Annotated in this window: 18 protein-coding genes and 1 tRNA gene; 17 read left to right on the top strand and 2 right to left on the bottom strand. The window is 48.8% G+C overall.

Features of this window, described 5'->3' with window-relative positions; genetic code table 11:
• Window position 1 precedes the first annotated feature (1 nt).
• The 14 genes from ACAN55_RS04435 to ACAN55_RS04370 all read left to right on the top strand — a co-directional run bounded on the left by ACAN55_RS04435 (window position 2) and on the right by ACAN55_RS04370 (window position 13,723).
• Window positions 2-952: a ribose-phosphate diphosphokinase gene (locus tag ACAN55_RS04435; RefSeq protein WP_379128605.1), complete on the top strand. Its 951-nt coding sequence runs from the start codon at window positions 2-4 to the stop codon at window positions 950-952.
• Between the two features lie 215 nt (window positions 953-1,167).
• Window positions 1,168-2,907 (top strand): tetratricopeptide repeat protein, encoded by a 1,740-nt coding sequence (locus tag ACAN55_RS04430; protein ID WP_379128602.1) that lies wholly within the window; start codon window positions 1,168-1,170, stop codon window positions 2,905-2,907.
• Window positions 2,908-2,939: 32 nt separating this feature from the next.
• Entirely contained in the window at window positions 2,940-3,893 is a 954-nt protein-coding gene (gene trxB / locus ACAN55_RS04425) for a thioredoxin-disulfide reductase (protein WP_379128600.1), read from the top strand.
• 212 nt (window positions 3,894-4,105) lie between these two features.
• Entirely contained in the window at window positions 4,106-4,333 is a 228-nt protein-coding gene (locus ACAN55_RS04420; protein ID WP_379128597.1) for a DUF1858 domain-containing protein, read from the top strand.
• 45 nt (window positions 4,334-4,378) lie between these two features.
• On the top strand, window positions 4,379-5,656 hold the full coding sequence (locus tag ACAN55_RS04415) for a DUF438 domain-containing protein (protein WP_379128594.1): 1,278 nt from the start codon (window positions 4,379-4,381) through the stop codon (window positions 5,654-5,656).
• Between the two features lie 217 nt (window positions 5,657-5,873).
• Complete coding sequence (locus tag ACAN55_RS04410) at window positions 5,874-6,824, top strand: ROK family glucokinase (protein WP_379128591.1); 951 nt, start codon at window positions 5,874-5,876, stop codon at window positions 6,822-6,824.
• Window positions 6,825-6,874: 50 nt separating this feature from the next.
• Window positions 6,875-7,774, top strand: coding sequence for an RNase adapter RapZ (gene rapZ / locus ACAN55_RS04405; protein ID WP_379128586.1), 900 nt, complete (start codon window positions 6,875-6,877; stop codon window positions 7,772-7,774).
• 56 nt (window positions 7,775-7,830) lie between these two features.
• Window positions 7,831-8,787 carry a gluconeogenesis factor YvcK family protein gene (locus ACAN55_RS04400; RefSeq protein ID WP_379128729.1) on the top strand — a complete coding sequence of 319 codons (957 nt, stop codon included), beginning with the start codon at window positions 7,831-7,833 and terminating at the stop codon, window positions 8,785-8,787.
• Between the two features lie 29 nt (window positions 8,788-8,816).
• Complete coding sequence (whiA, locus tag ACAN55_RS04395) at window positions 8,817-9,746, top strand: DNA-binding protein WhiA (RefSeq protein WP_379128583.1); 930 nt, start codon at window positions 8,817-8,819, stop codon at window positions 9,744-9,746.
• A 95-nt stretch (window positions 9,747-9,841) separates the two neighbouring features.
• A complete protein-coding gene (locus ACAN55_RS04390; protein WP_019914358.1) occupies window positions 9,842-10,111 on the top strand; it encodes an HPr family phosphocarrier protein in 270 nt (89 codons plus the stop codon).
• An 88-nt stretch (window positions 10,112-10,199) separates the two neighbouring features.
• Entirely contained in the window at window positions 10,200-10,724 is a 525-nt protein-coding gene (locus ACAN55_RS04385; RefSeq protein WP_379128578.1) for a GNAT family N-acetyltransferase, read from the top strand.
• 118 nt (window positions 10,725-10,842) lie between these two features.
• On the top strand, window positions 10,843-11,598 hold the full coding sequence (locus tag ACAN55_RS04380; protein WP_379128575.1) for an SIMPL domain-containing protein: 756 nt from the start codon (window positions 10,843-10,845) through the stop codon (window positions 11,596-11,598).
• A gap of 283 nt (window positions 11,599-11,881) precedes the next feature.
• Window positions 11,882-12,961 carry a PdaC/SigV domain-containing protein gene (locus tag ACAN55_RS04375; RefSeq protein ID WP_379128572.1) on the top strand — a complete coding sequence of 360 codons (1,080 nt, stop codon included), beginning with the start codon at window positions 11,882-11,884 and terminating at the stop codon, window positions 12,959-12,961.
• Window positions 12,962-13,084: 123 nt separating this feature from the next.
• On the top strand, window positions 13,085-13,723 hold the full coding sequence (locus ACAN55_RS04370) for a GDSL-type esterase/lipase family protein (RefSeq protein ID WP_379128570.1): 639 nt from the start codon (window positions 13,085-13,087) through the stop codon (window positions 13,721-13,723).
• An 84-nt stretch (window positions 13,724-13,807) separates the two neighbouring features.
• On the opposite strand, the gene clpP is transcribed toward ACAN55_RS04370, so the two are convergent.
• Both clpP and ACAN55_RS04360 read right to left on the bottom strand, forming a co-directional pair.
• The gene (gene clpP, locus ACAN55_RS04365; protein WP_379128568.1) at window positions 13,808-14,404 is read right to left on the bottom strand and encodes an ATP-dependent Clp endopeptidase proteolytic subunit ClpP; all 597 of its coding nucleotides are present in this window, start codon (window positions 14,402-14,404) and stop codon (window positions 13,808-13,810) included.
• A 267-nt stretch (window positions 14,405-14,671) separates the two neighbouring features.
• Window positions 14,672-14,746: transfer RNA gene (locus tag ACAN55_RS04360), tRNA-Arg, on the bottom strand.
• A 299-nt stretch (window positions 14,747-15,045) separates the two neighbouring features.
• Between ACAN55_RS04360 and ACAN55_RS04355 the strand changes: the two genes are divergently transcribed.
• From ACAN55_RS04355 to ACAN55_RS04345, 3 genes are all read left to right on the top strand, one after another.
• Complete coding sequence (locus ACAN55_RS04355; protein WP_379128566.1) at window positions 15,046-16,107, top strand: sugar-binding transcriptional regulator; 1,062 nt, start codon at window positions 15,046-15,048, stop codon at window positions 16,105-16,107.
• A gap of 107 nt (window positions 16,108-16,214) precedes the next feature.
• Complete coding sequence (gene gap / locus ACAN55_RS04350) at window positions 16,215-17,225, top strand: type I glyceraldehyde-3-phosphate dehydrogenase (RefSeq protein ID WP_379128563.1); 1,011 nt, start codon at window positions 16,215-16,217, stop codon at window positions 17,223-17,225.
• A 171-nt stretch (window positions 17,226-17,396) separates the two neighbouring features.
• Window positions 17,397-18,578: a phosphoglycerate kinase gene (locus ACAN55_RS04345; protein ID WP_379128560.1), complete on the top strand. Its 1,182-nt coding sequence runs from the start codon at window positions 17,397-17,399 to the stop codon at window positions 18,576-18,578.
• Window positions 18,579-18,596: the final 18 nt, after the last annotated feature.

Here is an 18,596-nt window from a genome sequence, read left to right as displayed (position 1 = left end):
TATGCAGCATCATCCATTGCGTATTTTTTCCGGTTCGTCGAATCCCAAGCTGGCGGCGGATATTGCCTCAAGACTGGGTGTGGAATTGGGGCAGATTAAGCTGACCCGCTTCAAGAGCGGCGAGATTTACGTGCATTACGAAGAAAGCATCCGGAACTGCGACGTTTTTCTGCTGCAATCCCTTTCCCACCCTATCAATGAAATGTTCGTGGAGCTGCTGGTAATGATCGATGCAGCCAAACGGGCGTCCGCCCGTACGGTTAACATCATTGTGCCTTATTACGGCTATGCCAGACAGGAACGCAAATCCGCACCGCGGGAACCGATCTCGGCCAAAATGGTCGCCGATGTGCTGACAACAGCTGGAGCGACCCGTGTAATTACACTGGATCTGCATGCTGCTGCCATTCAGGGCTTCTTCAACATCCCGGTGGATCATTTAACCGCGCTTGATTTAATCAGCGGGCATTTGAAGCTGAAGGGCTTGGTTAATCCCATTGTTGTATCTCCGGATGCGGGACGGGCTTCGATGGCGGAAAAGCTGGCAAGTCGTTTAAATTCACCTTTTGCCATTATGATCAAAACACGTCCGGCCCATAATGAATCGGCAATTACCCATGTGATTGGGGAAGTGGAAGGCCGTACACCGATCATTATCGAGGATTTGATCGATACCGGTTCCACGATCGTCAATGTGGTGGAGAGTCTGAAGGAAAGAGGAGCGGGAAACAGCATTGTTTGTGCAACGCACGGGTTATTCTCGGACTCGGCTCTGGAGCGGCTGGAGCATCCGGATATTGATGAAGTTGTCATTACGGATTCCATTCAGCTTCCGGCAGATCACTCGAAGCGGTTCACCGTATTGTCTGTTGCACCGATGCTGTCACAGGCTGTACGTATCATCGTTGACGGCGGCTCAATCGATAAACTATTTGTAGACGCGGGAATCTAACGATTCCCCGTCTTTTTTTTCTCTGAAATTGGTCAGCAAAGGAAGCTTCCAAATTGAGAAACCGCCTCCCACTTGTGGTATACTGTGTGAAGACAGCCGGGACCATAAATGGAAACGGAGCACGCTTAAGGTGAGGGGAACCGGAAGGCCGCAAGGCGCCGGACCTCCTATTTTTCGTGAGGCTACAGGAAGCTACAAGGAGGTGCCCTGCTTCCATGATAGAGAGAACATCAGAGAACGATGCGGGAGGCGGTAAGGTCATTCCCATCACTTTGGATGCCAATTTTTTCTTTGAAAGAGCCGTCCGGTCACTGGATCGCTTTCAATATGATAAGGCATTAAGAAATTTTCGCAAAGCTGTAGAGTATGAACCGGGAAATCCGGTTAATCATTGTAACATGGCAGGTATTTTATCGGAGATGGGTAATTATCAGGCTTCTAATGAGATTTTGACCCATGTACTGGATAATATTGACTCCGGATTAACGGAGTGCCACTTCTATATGGCTAATAATTATGCCAATATGGACCAATTTGAAGATGCTGAGCGTAGCTTGGTGAGATACCTGGAAGAAGACGTCAACGGTGATTTTCTTTCCGAGTCGGAAGAGCTGATGGAGCTGCTGAATTATGAGCTGAACCGTCCTGCGCCGCTGAATCGGATCAGAAGCCGGGAAGGTGTGGTGGAGCATGACCGGGCCCGGAGTCTTTTGGAGGAAGGAAAGTTCACGGAGGCTGTAAAGCTGTTGACGGAGATCACTCAGAACACTCCTGATTTCTTGGCCGCCCATAACAATTTGGCGCTCGCGTATTTCTATATGGGACGTTTCGCCAAAGCCAAGGAGTCCATTGAACGGGTGCTGGAGCTTGCTCCGGGTGACCTGCATGCACTCTGTAATCTGGCGATCTTTCTGCAGTATGAAGGTGCCCGTGAGCCGTTATCCAAACTGCTGCGGACACTGGAGGCGACTATCCCGTTCCATCAGGAGCATGTGTTTAAGCTGGCGACCACGATGGGAATTCTAGGACGGCATAAAGCAGCATACGGTCATTTTCGGCGTCTGCTCCGGGATGAGGAAGTTGGCGGAGATGCCGGCCTCTATCATTACTGTGCGGCGGCGGCAAGCAATAGCGGGCTTTATACAGAAGCCCAGCGCTGCTGGGTGCAGGCGGGAAAGCTGGATCCGGAATCTTCAGTTCCGCCTTTCTACCTCGCGCAGCTGCAACAGGCCGTGAAGGACAATACCACACTCGCTCCCGTGAGTTATAACTATCAGTTGCCTTTTCAGGAGCAGCTCAAGTTATGGAAGGATAATAAAGACAGACTTGCTGAGGAAGTGCGGACCAATCCGCTGATGCGTTCATCCTTCTTCTGGGCACTCCGTTACGGAGATATGAACACGAGGCTGCAGGTGGCCCAGGCGCTGCAATGGATCGAGGATGAAGAAATGTCGGCTGTGCTGCAGAATATTCTGGAGCACGAGCCGCTGGAAGAAGAGAAGCTGCAGGCAGCAGCCCTCCTCAGCCTTCAACGGCTGACCGGTAAGGATACAGAGGCTGAGCCACTACTGGGTGAGGAGTCGATTCCTGCGCAGCGGGTGAGGGTTCAACCGGAATGGCAAGAAGAATGGCAGGAGATTATTGACCGTACCCTTGCGGTTATGGACGGGATGTATGATGCCACTGAGAAAAAAACAGCAGAATTACTATGGAAGCAATTTGTGGGCAATCTATATCCGGAAGTCCCATTTCTGCGCCATGTGAGCGGCTGGTGTGCTGCGCTGGAATATATGACGGCGAAGAAATGCGGACGCGGGATAACCTACAGGGAAGTGGCGCAGCGTTACGGGGTATCGCCATCCATGGTGAGCCGTTACGCCCGGCGGATTGACGACGAATGCAGTATTTCGGATAGCAATACGGACCACTTTCCGCCTTTTACTGAAAATATCTAAACCGTCAAAACCAATGTGAGGAGGACACTGCTTTGTACAAAACGATCGTAATCGGAACTGGACCTGCCGGACTGACAGCCGCTATTTATTTGGCCCGTGCCAACTTGAATCCATTGGTAATTGAAGGTCTACAGCCGGGTGGGCAACTGACAACGACCACAGAGGTGGAGAACTTTCCCGGTTTCCCCGATGGCATTATGGGTCCCGATCTGATGGATAATATGCGTAAGCAGGCAGAACGCTTTGGAGCCGAGTTCAAGAATGGCTGGGTCACCTCCGTGGACTTCTCACAGCGGCCATTTAAAGTAAATGTGGATGGGCTAGGGGTATTAGAGGCAGAGTCGGTGATTATTTCGACAGGCGCTTCGGCCAAATACCTCGGAATTCCGGGCGAGCAGGAGAATGTGGGGCGCGGAGTCAGCACTTGTGCGACCTGTGATGGATTTTTCTTCCGTGGCAAAAAAATCATTGTGGTCGGCGGCGGGGATTCTGCAATGGAGGAAGCCAGCTTCCTGACCCGCTTCGCTACAAGCGTGACGCTGGTCCACCGTCGTCCGGAGCTGCGGGCATCGAAGATCATGCAGGACCGGGCCCGGGATAACAGCAAAGTGGTATGGGCGCTGAACCGTACGCCGCTTGAGGTGGAGATCGGGGATACGGGTGTTAAAGGTCTGCGGGTCCGTAACAATGACACAGGGGCGGAAGAGCTTGTTGAAGCAGACGGAGTCTTTGTAGCGATCGGACATACGCCGAATACCGGATTTCTGGCCGGACAGATCACGACGGATGACAATGGCTACATTGTGGTCAATCCGGGTACAACGGAAACCAACATCCCGGGTGTATTCGCTTGTGGAGATGTGCAGGATACCCGTTACCGTCAGGCGATTTCTGCTGCTGGAACCGGCTGTATGGCCGCAATGGATGCAGAGAAGTTCCTGGAAGGCACCATGGTGCATGACTGGAGCGAATCACTGGATAAATAAAAGACGTGAATACATTATAGAGATAAGCTATCCCGCTGTTTACAGCTAAGGGGTAGCTTTTTTTGATGCACATATATAACGCAATTCCCCGCGGCGTGATATCTTTTTAACTTAGTGACTGGAATCACAATTGCTATACCGGGCCTATGATAATCTTTTGTTGAGAATAGTTCTCAAGCATAACGAGTGAAAGCGTGAAGGAGAAGAGGCGTATGGAAAAAGTGCTGCGGATGGATGAATCGATATTTGAATTGGCCACCCGTCATCCGGAGGTTGTGGGCATTATGACAGAGCTGGGTTTCCATGACATCGCCAAACCCGGAATGCTGCATACGGCAGGCCGTTTCATGACATTGTCCAAAGGAAGTAAGCTGAAGAAAATAGACCCTGATCTCGTGAAGATGACGTTCCAGCGTTATGGATTCACGATTACTGAATAAATTAAGCATGCTAACCCTGAGCTACAAACAAAGGAGAGAATATGAATGAGCGAACTTATAAATAACCGCGAAGTTGATGTGCCGGAACAAACCCGCCGCCAAGCTATGCTGAAAGAGATTATTAAGGAACTGCACGCAGGTAAAAGTGTAGAGGAAGTCAAAGCCCGTTTTGCCGAAGCGGTGGGCGATGTTACCGTTGCCGAGATTTCGGCGATGGAGCATTCACTGATGACGGAGGAAGGTATACCCGTGTCTGAGGTACAGCGTCTGTGTTCCGTGCATACGGCGATTTTCAAGGGATCAATTGAAGAAATCCACCGTTCCTCGAAACCGGAAGAGCAGCCGGGTCATCCGGTGCATACTTTTAAACTGGAGAACCGTGAGATCGAACGTCTGGTTAATTTCCGCCTGTCGCTGCATGCTGATAAGTTCCAGAAGAACGACAGCGAGGATATTATTTTTAAGCTCCTGGAGGACTTGAATCTCCTGCTAGATATTGATAAGCACTACAGCCGCAAGGAAAATCTGGTATTTCCATACCTCGAAAAGTACGGAATTTACGGCCCTACCAAGGTAATGTGGGGCGTTGATGACGGAATTCGCAGCATGATTAAGGGAGCCAAGGCGAAGTTAAGCAATTATAACGGGAACAGTGCAGAGATCGGCGAAGAGCTTGCGCTTATCATCACTGAAGTGAATGAGATGATCTTTAAGGAAGAGAATATTCTGCTGCCGATGGCACTGGATAAGCTGACTGAGGATGAGTGGGTTAAAATCGCCCGGGAAAGTGACGAAATCGGCTTCTGCCTGACCGCGCCTGACCAGGAGTGGATTCCTGAGCGTGCAGCTGAACCGGAAGGTGCTGCTGAAGCGCCCGGGCCGGCTGGAACCGGGCAAGAAGAAGGGACAACGCCGCAGGGCTTTATCCGTTTTGAAACGGGCCTGTTGTCTTTGCATCAGCTGGAGACGGTGCTTAATCACCTGCCGGTCGATCTGACTTTTATTGATGAGAACGATGTTGTCCGGTATTTCTCCCATGGTAAAGAGCGCATATTCGCCCGGACCAAAGCCGTCATCGGCCGTACCGTACAGAACTGCCACCCGCCGCAAAGCGTACATGTGGTAGAGAAGCTTTTGGAAGATTTCAAGTCCGGAGTGAAGGATGCAGAGGATTTCTGGATTGCCATTAAGGATAAATTCATCTATATCCGTTACTTTGCTGTCCGCGACGCTGAAGGAAAATATATGGGTACGCTGGAATTCACCCAGAATATAGCCCCAATTCGCGCACTTGAAGGACAGAAACGGATTTTGTCGGAATAGCACTGTTGAATGGCCTGAACTTCCCTGCCGGTGAGGCGGGGGAGTTTTTTTACATATATTTTCCGAAAGCGGTTACCCCCGGGCCGCACGTACATGATAAGTACCCCAAATAATACCCTGTCCGGGTGTGTCGCCTATCCTTGACCGCAGAGAGGGCTTCTATTATAGTGGGTACGTAGGATTAACTATTTTAGCATAGAAAAAGGTGGCTTGTTACATGTCTGAAAATATCTACGTTGGCGTGGATTTAGGCGGAACCACGGTTAAGGTTGGAATCTGCAATGCCGAAGGGAATCTGCTGCATACGTACGAAGGACCTACAGGAGTAGCAGATGGCGTCGATACCGTCATCGATAATATCGAGAAGTATGTTCGTCAAATTGTGGAAGACTCCCCGTATTCCTGGGATCAACTTGCTGGTGTAGGGGCGGGAGTAGCCGGATTTACGAATATCCGTGAAGGAATTATCATCCTTGCGCCTAACATAGGATTTAGAGATGTGCCGATCCGTTCCATCCTGGAAAGTCGGCTCGGCAAGCCAGTCAAAATAGACAACGACGCTAATGTGGCCGCCCTAGGGGAAGCTTGGAGCGGTGCTGGACGTGGCGTGGACAATTGCGTCTGCTACACGCTGGGAACCGGCGTAGGCGGTGGCATTATTATCAATGGCAAGGTGTATCAAGGGTTTGCAGGACTGGCAGGGGAACTGGGTCATATCTCCGTTGTACCTGACCTGGAAGCTATTCAATGCGGCTGTGGCAACATGGGCTGCTTGGAAACCGTTTCCTCGGCTACAGGAATTATCCGTATGGCTAACGACGCGGTTGCCCGCGGGGACCGTACATCTCTCTCTATGGTAGAGAAGATTGCGGCGAAGGAAGTTTTTGATGCTGCGAAAGCAGGCGATGAAGTGGCTATCCGCATCGTGAACCGGGCGGCATTCTACCTGGGTAAATCCATGGCAGCTGTTGCAGCTGTGCTGAATCCTGAAATATTCATCGTGGGCGGCGGAGTATCCAAAGCTGGCGATATTCTGTTTGACGAGGTTCGCCGGGTGTTCGCTAAGCTGGCCCCAGGACCACTTCAGACCGGAGTAACAATTATTCCAGCCAAGCTGGGCAATGATGCTGGTATTGTTGGTGCTGCCGGCTTGCTGCTGCGTTCATAGAACAACGTAATTATTTATTCATATACTAAACTGGGGGAGGGGACGCTTTTATGACCGAGTTGGAGACCACTCCGCCGGCCGGGGCCACCCTGATCATTATTACGGGGATGTCGGGAGCGGGAAAGACCATTGCCGTTCAGAGTCTGGAGGACCTTGGTTTCTTCTGCGTCGATAATTTGCCCCCGGTGCTGATCCCTAAATTCGCCGAGCTTATCGAGCAGTCGAAAGGGAAAATCGCCAAGGTAGCCCTTGTGATTGACCTTAGAGGACGGGAATTCTTCACCGCTTTATCTGAATCACTTACCTATATTAAAGAGGAATCGTCCATTGGCTGCGAAATTCTCTTCCTGGATGCTACCGATTCTGTGCTGGTTCAACGTTACAAGGAGAGCCGTCGCCATCATCCGCTGGCACCTAAGGGTATGCCTCTTGATGGAATTAAGCTTGAGCGCAAGATGCTAGAAGAGTTGAAGAACTCGGCTACTCTTTGTCTCGATACCAGCAGCATGAAGCCGGCCCAGCTCAAGGAGAAGATTGTATCCCGCTTTTCCCATCTCGGGAAAAGTACGATGTCCGTCAATATTACTTCCTTTGGCTTCAAATACGGAATACCTATTGATGCCGACCTAGTGTTTGATGTCCGCTTTTTACCTAATCCGCATTATGTGGACCACCTGCGGCCCAAAACCGGCCAAGACAACGATGTGTACGATTACGTGATGAAATGGCCCGAAACGCAGGCGTTCCTGACTAAACTTCTCGATATGCTTCATTTTCTGATTCCCCAATACCGCAAGGAAGGCAAATCCCAGATTATTATTGGAATTGGCTGTACCGGCGGGAAGCACCGTTCGGTGGCGATTTCTGAATATTTAGGAAAAATGCTGGGAGTCAGTGAGACAGAGTCAGTAACAGTGAGCCACCGGGATGCCGAACGCGATCGGCACTAACGAGAGAAGGGATTACAGTGCCTGAACAACAAAGAGAACGGCCGCGTATTGTTGTGATGGGCGGGGGAACGGGATTATCCGTGATGCTCAGAGGGCTCAAGGAGAAGCCGCTGGATATTACGGCTATCGTAACGGTAGCTGATGACGGCGGCAGTTCCGGCATTCTGCGCAGCGAGCTGCAAATGCCGCCCCCCGGCGATATCCGCAATGTGTTAACCGCCATGGCGGACGTAGAGCCGCTAATGGCCGATATTATGAGGTACCGCTTCAGCACTGGAGAAGGACTTGCGGGGCATAGCCTTGGCAACCTGATTCTGGCTGCGCTGACCGATATCTCTGGTGATTTCGTAACAGCAGTACGTGAGCTAAGCCGCCTCTTCGCTGTACGCGGCAGGGTATTGCCTGCTGCGGGTGAAGCCGTAGTTCTTCATGCGGAAATGTCGGATGGCACTATTATCACAGGGGAATCGAAGATTCCGGAAGCAGGCGGCGTCATTAAGCGCGTATTCCTCGAGCCTGCGGATGTCGAACCGCTGCCGGAGGCGCTGGAAGCGATTCAGAATGCGGATGCGATCCTTCTTGGCCCGGGAAGCCTGTACACCAGTATTTTGCCGAATTTGCTTGTACCAAAGCTGGCAGAAGCTGTGGTAGCTTCCGAGGCGATCAAAATTTTTGTCTGCAACGTGATGACGCAGCCCGGTGAAACGGATAATTACACCGTCAGCGATCATCTGCAGGCGGTATATGATCATATTGGACTTCATCTTTTCGATTATGTTATTGTCAACGACGGAGAAATTCCGCTTCAGGTGCAGAGTAAATATGCAGAGAAGGGTGCCCGTCCGGTTATGCTTGACCGGGAAGCCTTAGACGAGAGCGGATACAAGGTCATAGCAGATAAGCTGGTATTATTCCGGACCTATCTGCGGCACGATACAGATAAGCTGAGTCACCACATTTACCAGCTTGTCCAAGATTGGATCAACAGAGCCCCCTCGCGTAGCGGGGTGTAGCTTGCAACATCAAGAAAGAGGTGAGACCCTTGTCTTTTGCGGCGCTTACAAAAAAGGAATTGACGATGGTCGAAAGCCAGCCCTGCTGCGATAAAGCGGAAATGTCAGCACTCATCCGAATGAACGGTTCGGTCCAGCTTTCGAGCAAAAAGGTTGTTTTGGATATTTCGACGGAGAATGCCGCGATTGCAAGGCGTGTATATTCCCTGCTTAAGAAATATTACCAGGTCCATATTGAGCTTCTCGTGCGTAAAAAAATGCGTTTGAAGAAAAATAACGTTTATATCGTGCGTATCCCTACACGCGTGCAGGAAATACTGAACGACTTGCGTATTGTTTCCTCAGGCTTTATTTTTACTGACGGTATTGAAGAGGATATCGTGCACAAGAACTGCTGCAAACGTGCTTATCTGCGCGGTGCCTTTATGGCTGGAGGCTCTGTTAACAATCCGGAAGGTTCCTCCTATCACCTGGAAATTGCTTCGATGTATGAGGAGCACTGCAAGGCGCTTGTAACCCTCGCCGGGGAGTTTCATCTGAACGCCCGCTGCATCGAGCGCAAGAAGGGCTTTATCCTGTACATCAAAGAAGGCGAGAAAATCATTGAGTTTCTCAGTCTGATCGGGGCGCATCAAGCCTTGTTCAAATTTGAGGATGTGCGGATTATGCGCGATATGCGCAATTCCGTGAACCGCATCGTCAACTGTGAGACCGCCAATCTGAACAAGACCATCAGTGCGGCTGTACGGCAGATTGAGAATATCAAGCTGCTGCAGCGGGAGGTAGGACTTGCGAGTCTGCCGGACAAACTCAGGGAAGTGGCGGAGATTCGACTGGCCCATCCGGACATTAACCTGAAGGAAGTCGGGGAGATGCTTAAGGGTAGTGTAAGCAAATCCGGGGTTAACCACAGGCTTCGTAAGATTGATGAGCTGGCGGATAAAGTGCGCGGCGGCTGATATTTTGTTCTAGTGTGGATTACGTTATAATGATATAATATTATAAAATTTAATGTGAATTTTTGTGCAGATCTCAAATAGGGGGTAAGCGTTTCATGACAAAGCACCCGGTAGTTGTACGGCTCAAGACGGGTCTTCATGCTCGTCCTGCGGCATTGTTCGTGCAGGAAGCAAACAAGTTTTCGTCGGAGATTTTCGTGGAAAAAGACGATAAAAAAGTGAACGCAAAGAGCATCATGGGGATTATGAGCCTTGCGATCAGTTCGGGCACGGAGATTTATATCAGCGCGGATGGCGCTGACGCGGATCAAGCTGTAACCGCTTTGACGAGTCTTGTGAGCAAGGAAGAGCTCGAAAACCAGTAATAAGCTGAGCTATACTGAAATTGAGCAAAAGCCCTTTGGGGCTTTTTTTATTAGCTATAAACTTCTTTAATAACCAGGGGGCGTGGAGATGGAGAGCAGAGTACGCTTAGTGAAGCCGAGTATGAAGCTCAAGGAGCAGTATCTGGATTTTTACGAGGAGTGGATACATAGCGGGGAAGAGATGGTTCCATGGGTCATCAAGAGAGATCCGTCCGACTTTGAAGATATGCTGAAATTTCTGGGGAATACTGAGACAGCAGTGGACCTTCCAGAGGGCTGGGTACCATCAACTACCTCCTGGCTGGTGGATTCGGATGACAATGTGGTGGGTGCGGTTAACATCAGGCATAGTCTGAATAATGAGCTGATGAATCGCGGGGGACATATCGGATACGGCATCCGGCCTTCCGCACGACGCAGGGGTTATGCCACAGAGCTGCTGAAGCAGTCGTTGCAGATAACGAAGGAGCTCGGAATTAGCAGGGTTCTTGTGGTATGTGATGCGGTGAATATCGCCTCGGAGCGTACTATACGCAACAATGGGGGCATCGAGGATATCCCTTATACCGAAGAAGACGGCAACGTGATTAAACGTTTTTGGATTGAAGCTTGAGATTACGTACCGGGTGTAAAATAATTTGTGGATTGGCCCACGTAACGATGCAACATTTCCCAAATCGCAGCGTCTAGAGGGTACAAACATTTACAAGAATCGAAAGGGGATGGCAAACGTGAAGAAATGGATGAAATCAGTGGGTTCAGTATTGCTTGCGGGAAGCTTGTTGATGGGAGGGATGGCTCTGAGTGGTGCATTTCAAGGACCGGAAAAAGCTTTTGCCGAGGATGTACAGAGAAACATTGTAAGCGTAGTCGGTAAAGGTGAACTTTCGATTAAGCCGGACATCGTCTACCTGTCGATCGGTGTGGATACATCGGCAGCTACGGCTCAGGAAGCGCAAAAGAACAATGCAGCGAAAATCTCGAAGATCACCTCGGTGCTGAAGACCACTTGGGGTATTGCAGACAAGGATATCCAAAGCGTTCAATTCTATGTACAGCCTAACTATTCCTACAGTGAAAAAGAAGGCCAAAAGGTTAACGGCTACAATGCCCACCATACACTTCAGGTTGCTTACCGCAGTCTCGATAAAGTAGGCGCACTCCTTGATGCTGTTTCAGGAGCAGGCGCGAACAACATCGGCAATGCGAGCTTTGCAGTAGAAGATACTTCTGCCTTTGAAGCTCAAGTGATTGAGAAAGCAATGGCTAACGCAGATGTTAAAGCATCAGCAATCGCTAAAGCAGCAAAACGCAGTCTGGGTGTGGTCATCAGTGTCAGCCAAAATGACAGTAGCGTAAATCCGGTGTATTTCAATCAAAACATGAAGCTTGAGGCTGCTGCAGCTGATTCGGCTGCCGGTACTTCCGTTCAACCGGGAGAAGTGAAGATTACAACACAGCTCAGCGTAATGTATGAACTGAAATAGGTTACCCGGAGGATTTCCGGTATAACAGTGAGGGAGGATATCGCCGCTAAGCGGAGGATGCCTCCCTTATTTTTTAACTTAGGCAGCGAATGTGTGAAATCTCTCAGTTTGTTTAAAGAAAGGTAACAAGAGCTTTAACAATCATGGGCAAATACTAAGAAAATGTAAGGGGAGTTGTAACACTCCGTTCGAAGCTACTCTTTATAATGGAAGCTGTGGGCTAACCTTATGACAAATATCGAGCCAGTGAAAAGGAGAAGAAGATATGCAGGAGTGGAGAAGCGTGAGAAAATGGGGCATCAGCGTTATGGCAGCCGGAGTATTGTTTAGCGGAGGCCTCTGGGGAGCGGATCAAGCAGCAGCGGGAGCTTCGCCCGTACAGGTGAAGGCAAGCGTCAGCTCACTTGTGGTGCTGAAAAGAAATGGTGTGGTCACAGAGCAACAGGGAATCTTCAGGGATGGAAAAGTGTGGGTTCCGGTAAGCTTTATGCGGGATACGCTTCGCATGCCGGTTTCTTTTAATAAAGCAGAGAATACCTACACCATCGGTACAGGAAACAAAGAGACCAGGCTTATGGTATCGGAATATGGCGTCGCCATCTTTGTAAACAATTATTATATCTCGGAATATGAAGGGAAGATGCTAAGTAATAAGCTCTATGTTCCATTTGATCTGCTGAGTGATTATTTAGGTTATCAGGGAGACTGGAGTGCTTCCACTGGACGCCTGAATGTGTTGAATAGAGCACAGAATCCCATCACCATATCAACGGAAAGTTATGAGAAAGAGATGACTGGTGTGACTATGAAGCTGGAGTATCCGCAGGTAAGCGGGCTTGCGAATGCGGATGCACAGAAGGCAATTAACAATACGCTGAAGCAGACCATTACCAGCTATGCCGCCGGGGCGGAGCAGGAAATCGCCAATAGAACAGAGGAAGACCGTCCGTATGAGTTCGTAGGCAATTATATCGTTACTTACAATCAGAATGGTGTGCTAAGTCTGATCACAAGCCAATACGGTTATACTGGAGGCGCACACGGGATGACATACCGTAATGCTTTTACCTTCTCCTTGAAAGACGGAAAACGCCTGCTGCTCGGTGATCTGTTTGGAAAGAATCCGGATTACAAAAAGATGCTGAACGCGAGGCTGAACAAGGAGCTAAAAGCGGAAGGCGGATATCTGGGAGGGTTCACCGGACTTGCGACCGAGAAATACTTCTATCTAAAGGACGGCAAGGCCGTTCTCTTCTTCCAATTATATGAATATACGGCGTATGCTCAGGGCTTCCCTGAATATACTTTCACCTTTAAAGAGCTTCTGCCGGATGGAAGCAGTCCATTCACGAGTCTAAAATAAGCTTAAGCTCAGAAGGGTATACAATATTTCCGCTAATGTCCAGGGACATCTTCCGGTGTCCAGGTTCCTCCTCCGCTCATATGCTGAAGAAAGCAGCCAGCTCATGAGGGAGGAGGGAGAGCAGTGGGCTATCAATATACAGCGATCGGAGATTCCTTAACGACCGGGTTCGGAGCGCTTCCCGGAAACGGATTTGTGCCGGTATACCGGAGGATGGCAGAAAGCAGGCTGAGGACTCCCATAAGTTTAGTGAATCTAGGTATCAACGGACTAACTTCGGCGGAGCTTTCACAGCGCGTACGCAGGAATGATATGTTTCGAGGGGCGTTAAAAGAGGCGGAGCTCATCACCATCTCAATCGGCGGCAATGATCTGATCCATGCGGCGAGGTCGGCTTCAAGGCAGCCTCAGAATACATCAAGAATATTGGGTGAGGCGCTGCAGGAATGCAGGCATAATTTCTCAGTAATCATGGGCACAGTCAGCGGATTAAAGTCAGGCTCGCGTGAGCCTTATATCGTTCGGATTGTCGGATTGTATAATCCGTTCCCTGAGTTTCGTGAGGCAACGAATTGGGTCCAGCAGTTTAACCGTTATGCTTCGCAATACAATAGCGGAACGACCGGCTTCGCCGGGATCTATAGTTCCTTTGCCGGACATGAAAGAACACTGCTGTCACTGGATCATCTTCACCCCAATGGCCGCGGGTATCAGGTAATAGCCAATCAGCTTAACGCACTTGGATATGGCCGGCTCTACTGACCGTATGCACATAACAAAGAACCCGTACTTCACTAGTGTGAAGTACGGGTTCTTTTATGCTCAAGAGCTTTCTAAGTATAGTGCTTATACGCCAACAGCAATGGGTCTTTCGATCACTTTGTCGACAATTCCATAGTCCGCAGCTTCGGCAGCAGTCATGAAGTAATCGCGGTCGGTATCTTTTTCGATACGTTCCATCGGCTGACCGGTCCGCTCAGAGAGGATGCGGTTCAGCTTGTCGCGAAGCTTCAGAATGCGACGTGCGCGGATTTCAATATCAGTAGCTTGGCCTTGGGCTCCGCCCAGTGGCTGGTGGATCATAATTTCACTGTTAGGCAGCGCGAACCGTTTGCCTTTAGCCCCAGCGTTCAGCAGGAATGCACCCATGCTTGCCGCCATGCCCACACAGATCGTGGATACATCCGGTTTGATATATTGCATTGTATCGAAAATAGCCATACCTGCGGTAATCGAACCGCCCGGACTGTTGATGTACAGATGGATGTCCTTATCCGGTTCTTCGGCAGCCAGAAACAGCATCTGCGCGATAATGGAATTGGCTACCACGTCATTAACCTCTGTACCAAGGAAAATGATGCGGTCCTTCAGCAGGCGGGAATAGATGTCATAAGCTCGCTCACCGCGGTTGCTCTGTTCTACGACCATAGGAATGTAACTCACGTGGAAAACCTCCTTGAAAATGGGCTGGTGGAATGTCTTTCATTGTTACTCTTACCGTAATAACCACATGATAAACAAATTCAAACAAAAAGTCAAAGAAAGTCAAACTTATTATAAAAAAAGTCTGTTTTCTGAAATTTGGGGTCTGTTCCTGCTTTTGTATACAACAAAAATGACCCATAATGAAGGTCACTTATTAAAAGTTTCCATCTTATGGGTCAATGAGTATCTTTTGGTTAAATATAGTACGGGCTAATTATAAAATTATGGCGCGCCCGCCAAGAATCGAACTTGGATCTCAGGCTTCGGAGGCCTACGTCATATCCATTGGACCACGGGCGCAACAAAAATTATTATAATACAAATAGGAAGCAAAAGCAATCTTTATCTACCATCCTTCACAGGTACAGCAAGATAGAGGGAATATTTGATTTGCGCCCGTCTTATAAAAAAGCGCTTCATTTGGCCATTTAAGACCATCTATGCATAAGAAGAAAAGCAGTTGTTAATTCTACTCTCGGAAGACTTGCGTTTAGGGCAATATTTGGGTAGAATATGGGTGGGACTTAAAAAGTTAACCCGGGACATTTTAAGGCCATAAACAAGGGGATAGAGAAAGACGAAGTTGCAGGAGTGAAAGCATGCGTAACTTATTGGAAATACAAAAGCAGCTTCTGCCTGATCTCATGGAAACCCTTAAGAGACGGTATACGATTCTTCATCAGATCATGCTGTCCGATATTATTGGGCGCAGAACGCTAGCCAATTCTTTGGATATGACAGAGCGTACATTGCGTGCCGAGACAGACCTTCTGAAATCGCAGGGGCTTATCGAGATCGAAAGTGTAGGCATGCGCATCAGCGATGCGGGCCGAAGCTTGCTGGACCTGCTAGAGCCAGTCGCCAAGAGCCTGTTCGGTCTGGACGATCTGGAGGAGAAAATTCGTGCCAAATACGGTCTTAGCAAAGTAATAATTGTGCCAGGCGATTGTGAAACATCACCATTCACCAAGCGTGAGCTTGGGCGGGCAGGTGCAAAAGCGCTGCTTAGTGTATTACGGTGCAATGATACAGTTGCTGTTACCGGTGGTTCAACCTTGGCCGAGATGGCCGATCAGCTAACACCACCCATATCCCTTTCCTGCAAGGATGCCTGGTTCGTACCGGCACGCGGAGGACTGGGAGAAAGCATGGAGATCCAAGCCAATACCATTGTATCCACAATGGCTAAACGGATTGGAGCGCAATATCGGCTGCTGCATGTTCCTGATTTGCTCGGGGAGAATGCTTACCAGTCGCTTACTGAGGATACGAATACAAGAGAAATTGTGCAGATTATCCGGCGCTCACGCATTATTGTGCATGGCATCGGGGATGCTCTGGAAATGACCCGCCGCCGCAAGCTGGACGAGGCAACCGTTGCTGAGATTCAGGCAGAAGGTGCCGTAGCCGAATCGTTCGGATATTACTTCAACGAGAATGGCGAGGTTGTCCACACCATGCTAACGATGGGACTGCGTCTGGAGGACATTGTCCGGACAGAGGTTGTCATTGGAATAGCAGGGGGCAAGCGCAAGGCAAAAGCCATTCATGCGATGCTTCGCTTCGGCCAGGAGGATATTTTGGTCACGGATGAGGCAGCCGCAGTAGAAATTGGCAGGGAAATTGATGAACAAGCACATTTAATCCTTCGTCTTCCATAATGTGGGGGGCATAATTTTCCAACATGCATTATACTTAACCTTGTTGTCTTGACAGGCTTAACATCCTGTCTTGAATAAATAAAACGAAATCTAGGAGGAACTATTCAATGAGTGTAAAAGTTGGTATTAACGGTTTTGGACGTATTGGACGCCTTGCATTCCGCCGTATTCAAAATGTAGAAGGTATCGAAGTGGTAGCTATCAATGACTTGACAGACGCTAAGATGCTTGCTCATTTGTTGAAATATGATACAACTCAAGGAACTTTTAACGGTGATGTTGAAGTTCATGACGGTTTCTTCAAAGTAAACGGTAAAGACGTTAAGGTTCTTGCGAACCGCAACCCTGAAGAATTGCCTTGGGGCGAGCTTGGCGTTGACATCGTTCTGGAGTGCACAGGCTTCTTCACAACTAAAGAAGCAGCTGAAAAACACCTTAAAGGTGGAGCTAAGAAAGTTGTTATCTCTGCACCAGCTACAGGCGACATGAAAACCGTTGTTTACAACGTTAACCATGACATCCTTGATGGTACTGAAACTGTAATCTCCGGTGCTTCTTGCACAACGAACTGCCTGGCTCCTATGGCAAAAGTTCTTCAAGACAACTATGGCGTTGTAGAAGGTTTGATGACTACAATTCACGCTTACACTGGCGACCAAAACACTTTGGATGCTCCACACGCTAAAGGTGACTTCAGACGTGCTCGTGCAGCAGCAGAGAACATTATCCCTAACACTACCGGTGCTGCAAAAGCAATCGGCCTGGTTATCCCTGAACTTAAAGGTAAATTGGACGGTGCAGCTCAACGTGTTCCAGTAGCAACTGGTTCCCTGACTGAATTGGTAACTGTTCTTGAAAAAACCGTAACTGTTGAAGAAATCAATGCAGCTATGAAAGCAGCTTCTGATTCCGAAACTTATGGTTACACTGAAGATGAAATCGTATCTTCCGACATCAAAGGAATCACTTTCGGTTCCCTGTTTGATGCTACACAAACTAAAGTATTGACTGTTGGCGACAAACAACTGGTTAAAACTGTTGCTTGGTATGACAATGAAATGTCCTACACTGCACAATTGATCCGTACTTTGGAACACTTTGCAAAAATCGCTAAGTAATATTGTTTTTATATAAGTCCAGCTTAAGAGCGGAAACAGAATTCCATTGTTTCCGCTCTTTCTGAGAATATTAAGCAAAGTATAAGGATACTTCATACTTTGCTTATATTTCTTGAGAATTATATGCCTTAAATGCGGGATTGTATAAATTTGTGTGTGGAGGAAACAAACATGAACAAGAAAAGTGTCCATGATGTAGAAGTTAAAGGTAAACGCGTATTTGTACGCGTAGATTTCAACGTGCCAGTAGAAGACGGTAAAATCACGGATGATACACGTATCCGCGAGACCCTTCCTACTATTAAATACCTGATCGAGAACGGTGCAAAGGTCATTCTGGCCAGCCATATGGGCCGCCCAAACGGTCAATTTGTAGATTCCCTGCGTTTGACAGGTGCAGCAGCACGTCTGTCCGAGCTTCTCGGCAAACCGGTTGCTAAGGCTGACGAAGCTGTTGGCGAAGCTGTTAAAGCACAAATCGCTGAGCTTGGTGAAGGCGATGTACTCGTACTTGAGAACGTTCGCTTCTACCCAGGTGAAGAAAAGAACGATCCTGAATTGGCTAAGCAGTTCGCTGAACTGGCTGACCTGTTCGTGAATGACGCATTCGGCGCGGCTCACCGTGCGCATGCTTCTACAGAAGGTATCGCTCATTATCTGCCGGCAGTATCCGGTCTTTTGATGGAGAAAGAATTGTCTGTTCTTGGTAAAGCACTTGCTCAACCAGAACGTCCTTTCACTGCTATCATTGGCGGTTCCAAGGTAAAAGACAAGATCGATGTTATTAATAACCTGCTGACTTTGGCTGACAATGTATTGATTGGTGGCGGACTTGCTTTCACGTTCTCCAAAGCTCAAGGTCACGAAATCGGAAACTCCCTTGTTGATAACGACAAAATCGATACAGCTCTTGGCTTTATTGAGAAAGCAAAAGCACTAGGCAAAAACTTCCTGCTTCCTGTGGATGCAGTAGTTGCTGATAAATTCGGTGCAGATGCCAATACCAAAGTTGTTGACATCAACGAAATCCCTGAAGGCTGGATGGGTCTGGATATCGGACCGAAAACTGCAGCAATGTATGCTGACGTTATCAAAGAATCCAAGCTGGTTGTTTGGAACGGACCTATGGGTGTGTTCGAAATCGACATCTTCGCTGAAGGTACAATTGCTGTAGCTAAAGCGTGTGCAACTACTGAAGGTTACACCATTATCGGCGGTGGTGATTCTGCAGCTGCTGCAGAGAAATTCAACCTGGCTGACCAAATGGATCACATCTCCACTGGTGGCGGCGCATCTCTTGAGTTCATGGAAGGCAAGGCACTTCCAGGCGTAGAAGCACTGAACGACAAGTAAGACGAGAAGGAGGCATTC

The sequence above is a fragment of the Paenibacillus oryziterrae genome (assembly GCF_042610485.1).
Lineage (GTDB): Bacteria > Bacillota > Bacilli > Paenibacillales > Paenibacillaceae > Paenibacillus_AQ.
Note: the sequence above shows the minus strand (reverse complement) of the source record. Positions and strands in the feature narration are given on the sequence as shown.

What these genes read in the sequence shown, in the direction of transcription:
- ACAN55_RS04435 (WP_379128605.1), top strand. Translation starts at nt 2, where the DNA reads ATGCAGCATCATCCATTGCGTATTTTTTCCGGTTCGTCGAATCCCAAG.
- ACAN55_RS04430 (WP_379128602.1), top strand. Translation starts at nt 1,168, where the DNA reads ATGATAGAGAGAACATCAGAGAACGATGCGGGAGGCGGTAAGGTCATT.
- ACAN55_RS04420 (WP_379128597.1), top strand. Translation starts at nt 4,106, where the DNA reads ATGGAAAAAGTGCTGCGGATGGATGAATCGATATTTGAATTGGCCACC.
- ACAN55_RS04415 (WP_379128594.1), top strand. Translation starts at nt 4,379, where the DNA reads ATGAGCGAACTTATAAATAACCGCGAAGTTGATGTGCCGGAACAAACC.
- ACAN55_RS04410 (WP_379128591.1), top strand. Translation starts at nt 5,874, where the DNA reads ATGTCTGAAAATATCTACGTTGGCGTGGATTTAGGCGGAACCACGGTT.
- rapZ (WP_379128586.1), top strand. Translation starts at nt 6,875, where the DNA reads ATGACCGAGTTGGAGACCACTCCGCCGGCCGGGGCCACCCTGATCATT.
- ACAN55_RS04400 (WP_379128729.1), top strand. Translation starts at nt 7,831, where the DNA reads ATGGGCGGGGGAACGGGATTATCCGTGATGCTCAGAGGGCTCAAGGAG.
- ACAN55_RS04390 (WP_019914358.1), top strand. Translation starts at nt 9,842, where the DNA reads ATGACAAAGCACCCGGTAGTTGTACGGCTCAAGACGGGTCTTCATGCT.
- ACAN55_RS04385 (WP_379128578.1), top strand. Translation starts at nt 10,200, where the DNA reads ATGGAGAGCAGAGTACGCTTAGTGAAGCCGAGTATGAAGCTCAAGGAG.
- ACAN55_RS04355 (WP_379128566.1), top strand. Translation starts at nt 15,046, where the DNA reads ATGCGTAACTTATTGGAAATACAAAAGCAGCTTCTGCCTGATCTCATG.
- gap (WP_379128563.1), top strand. Translation starts at nt 16,215, where the DNA reads ATGAGTGTAAAAGTTGGTATTAACGGTTTTGGACGTATTGGACGCCTT.
- ACAN55_RS04345 (WP_379128560.1), top strand. Translation starts at nt 17,397, where the DNA reads ATGAACAAGAAAAGTGTCCATGATGTAGAAGTTAAAGGTAAACGCGTA.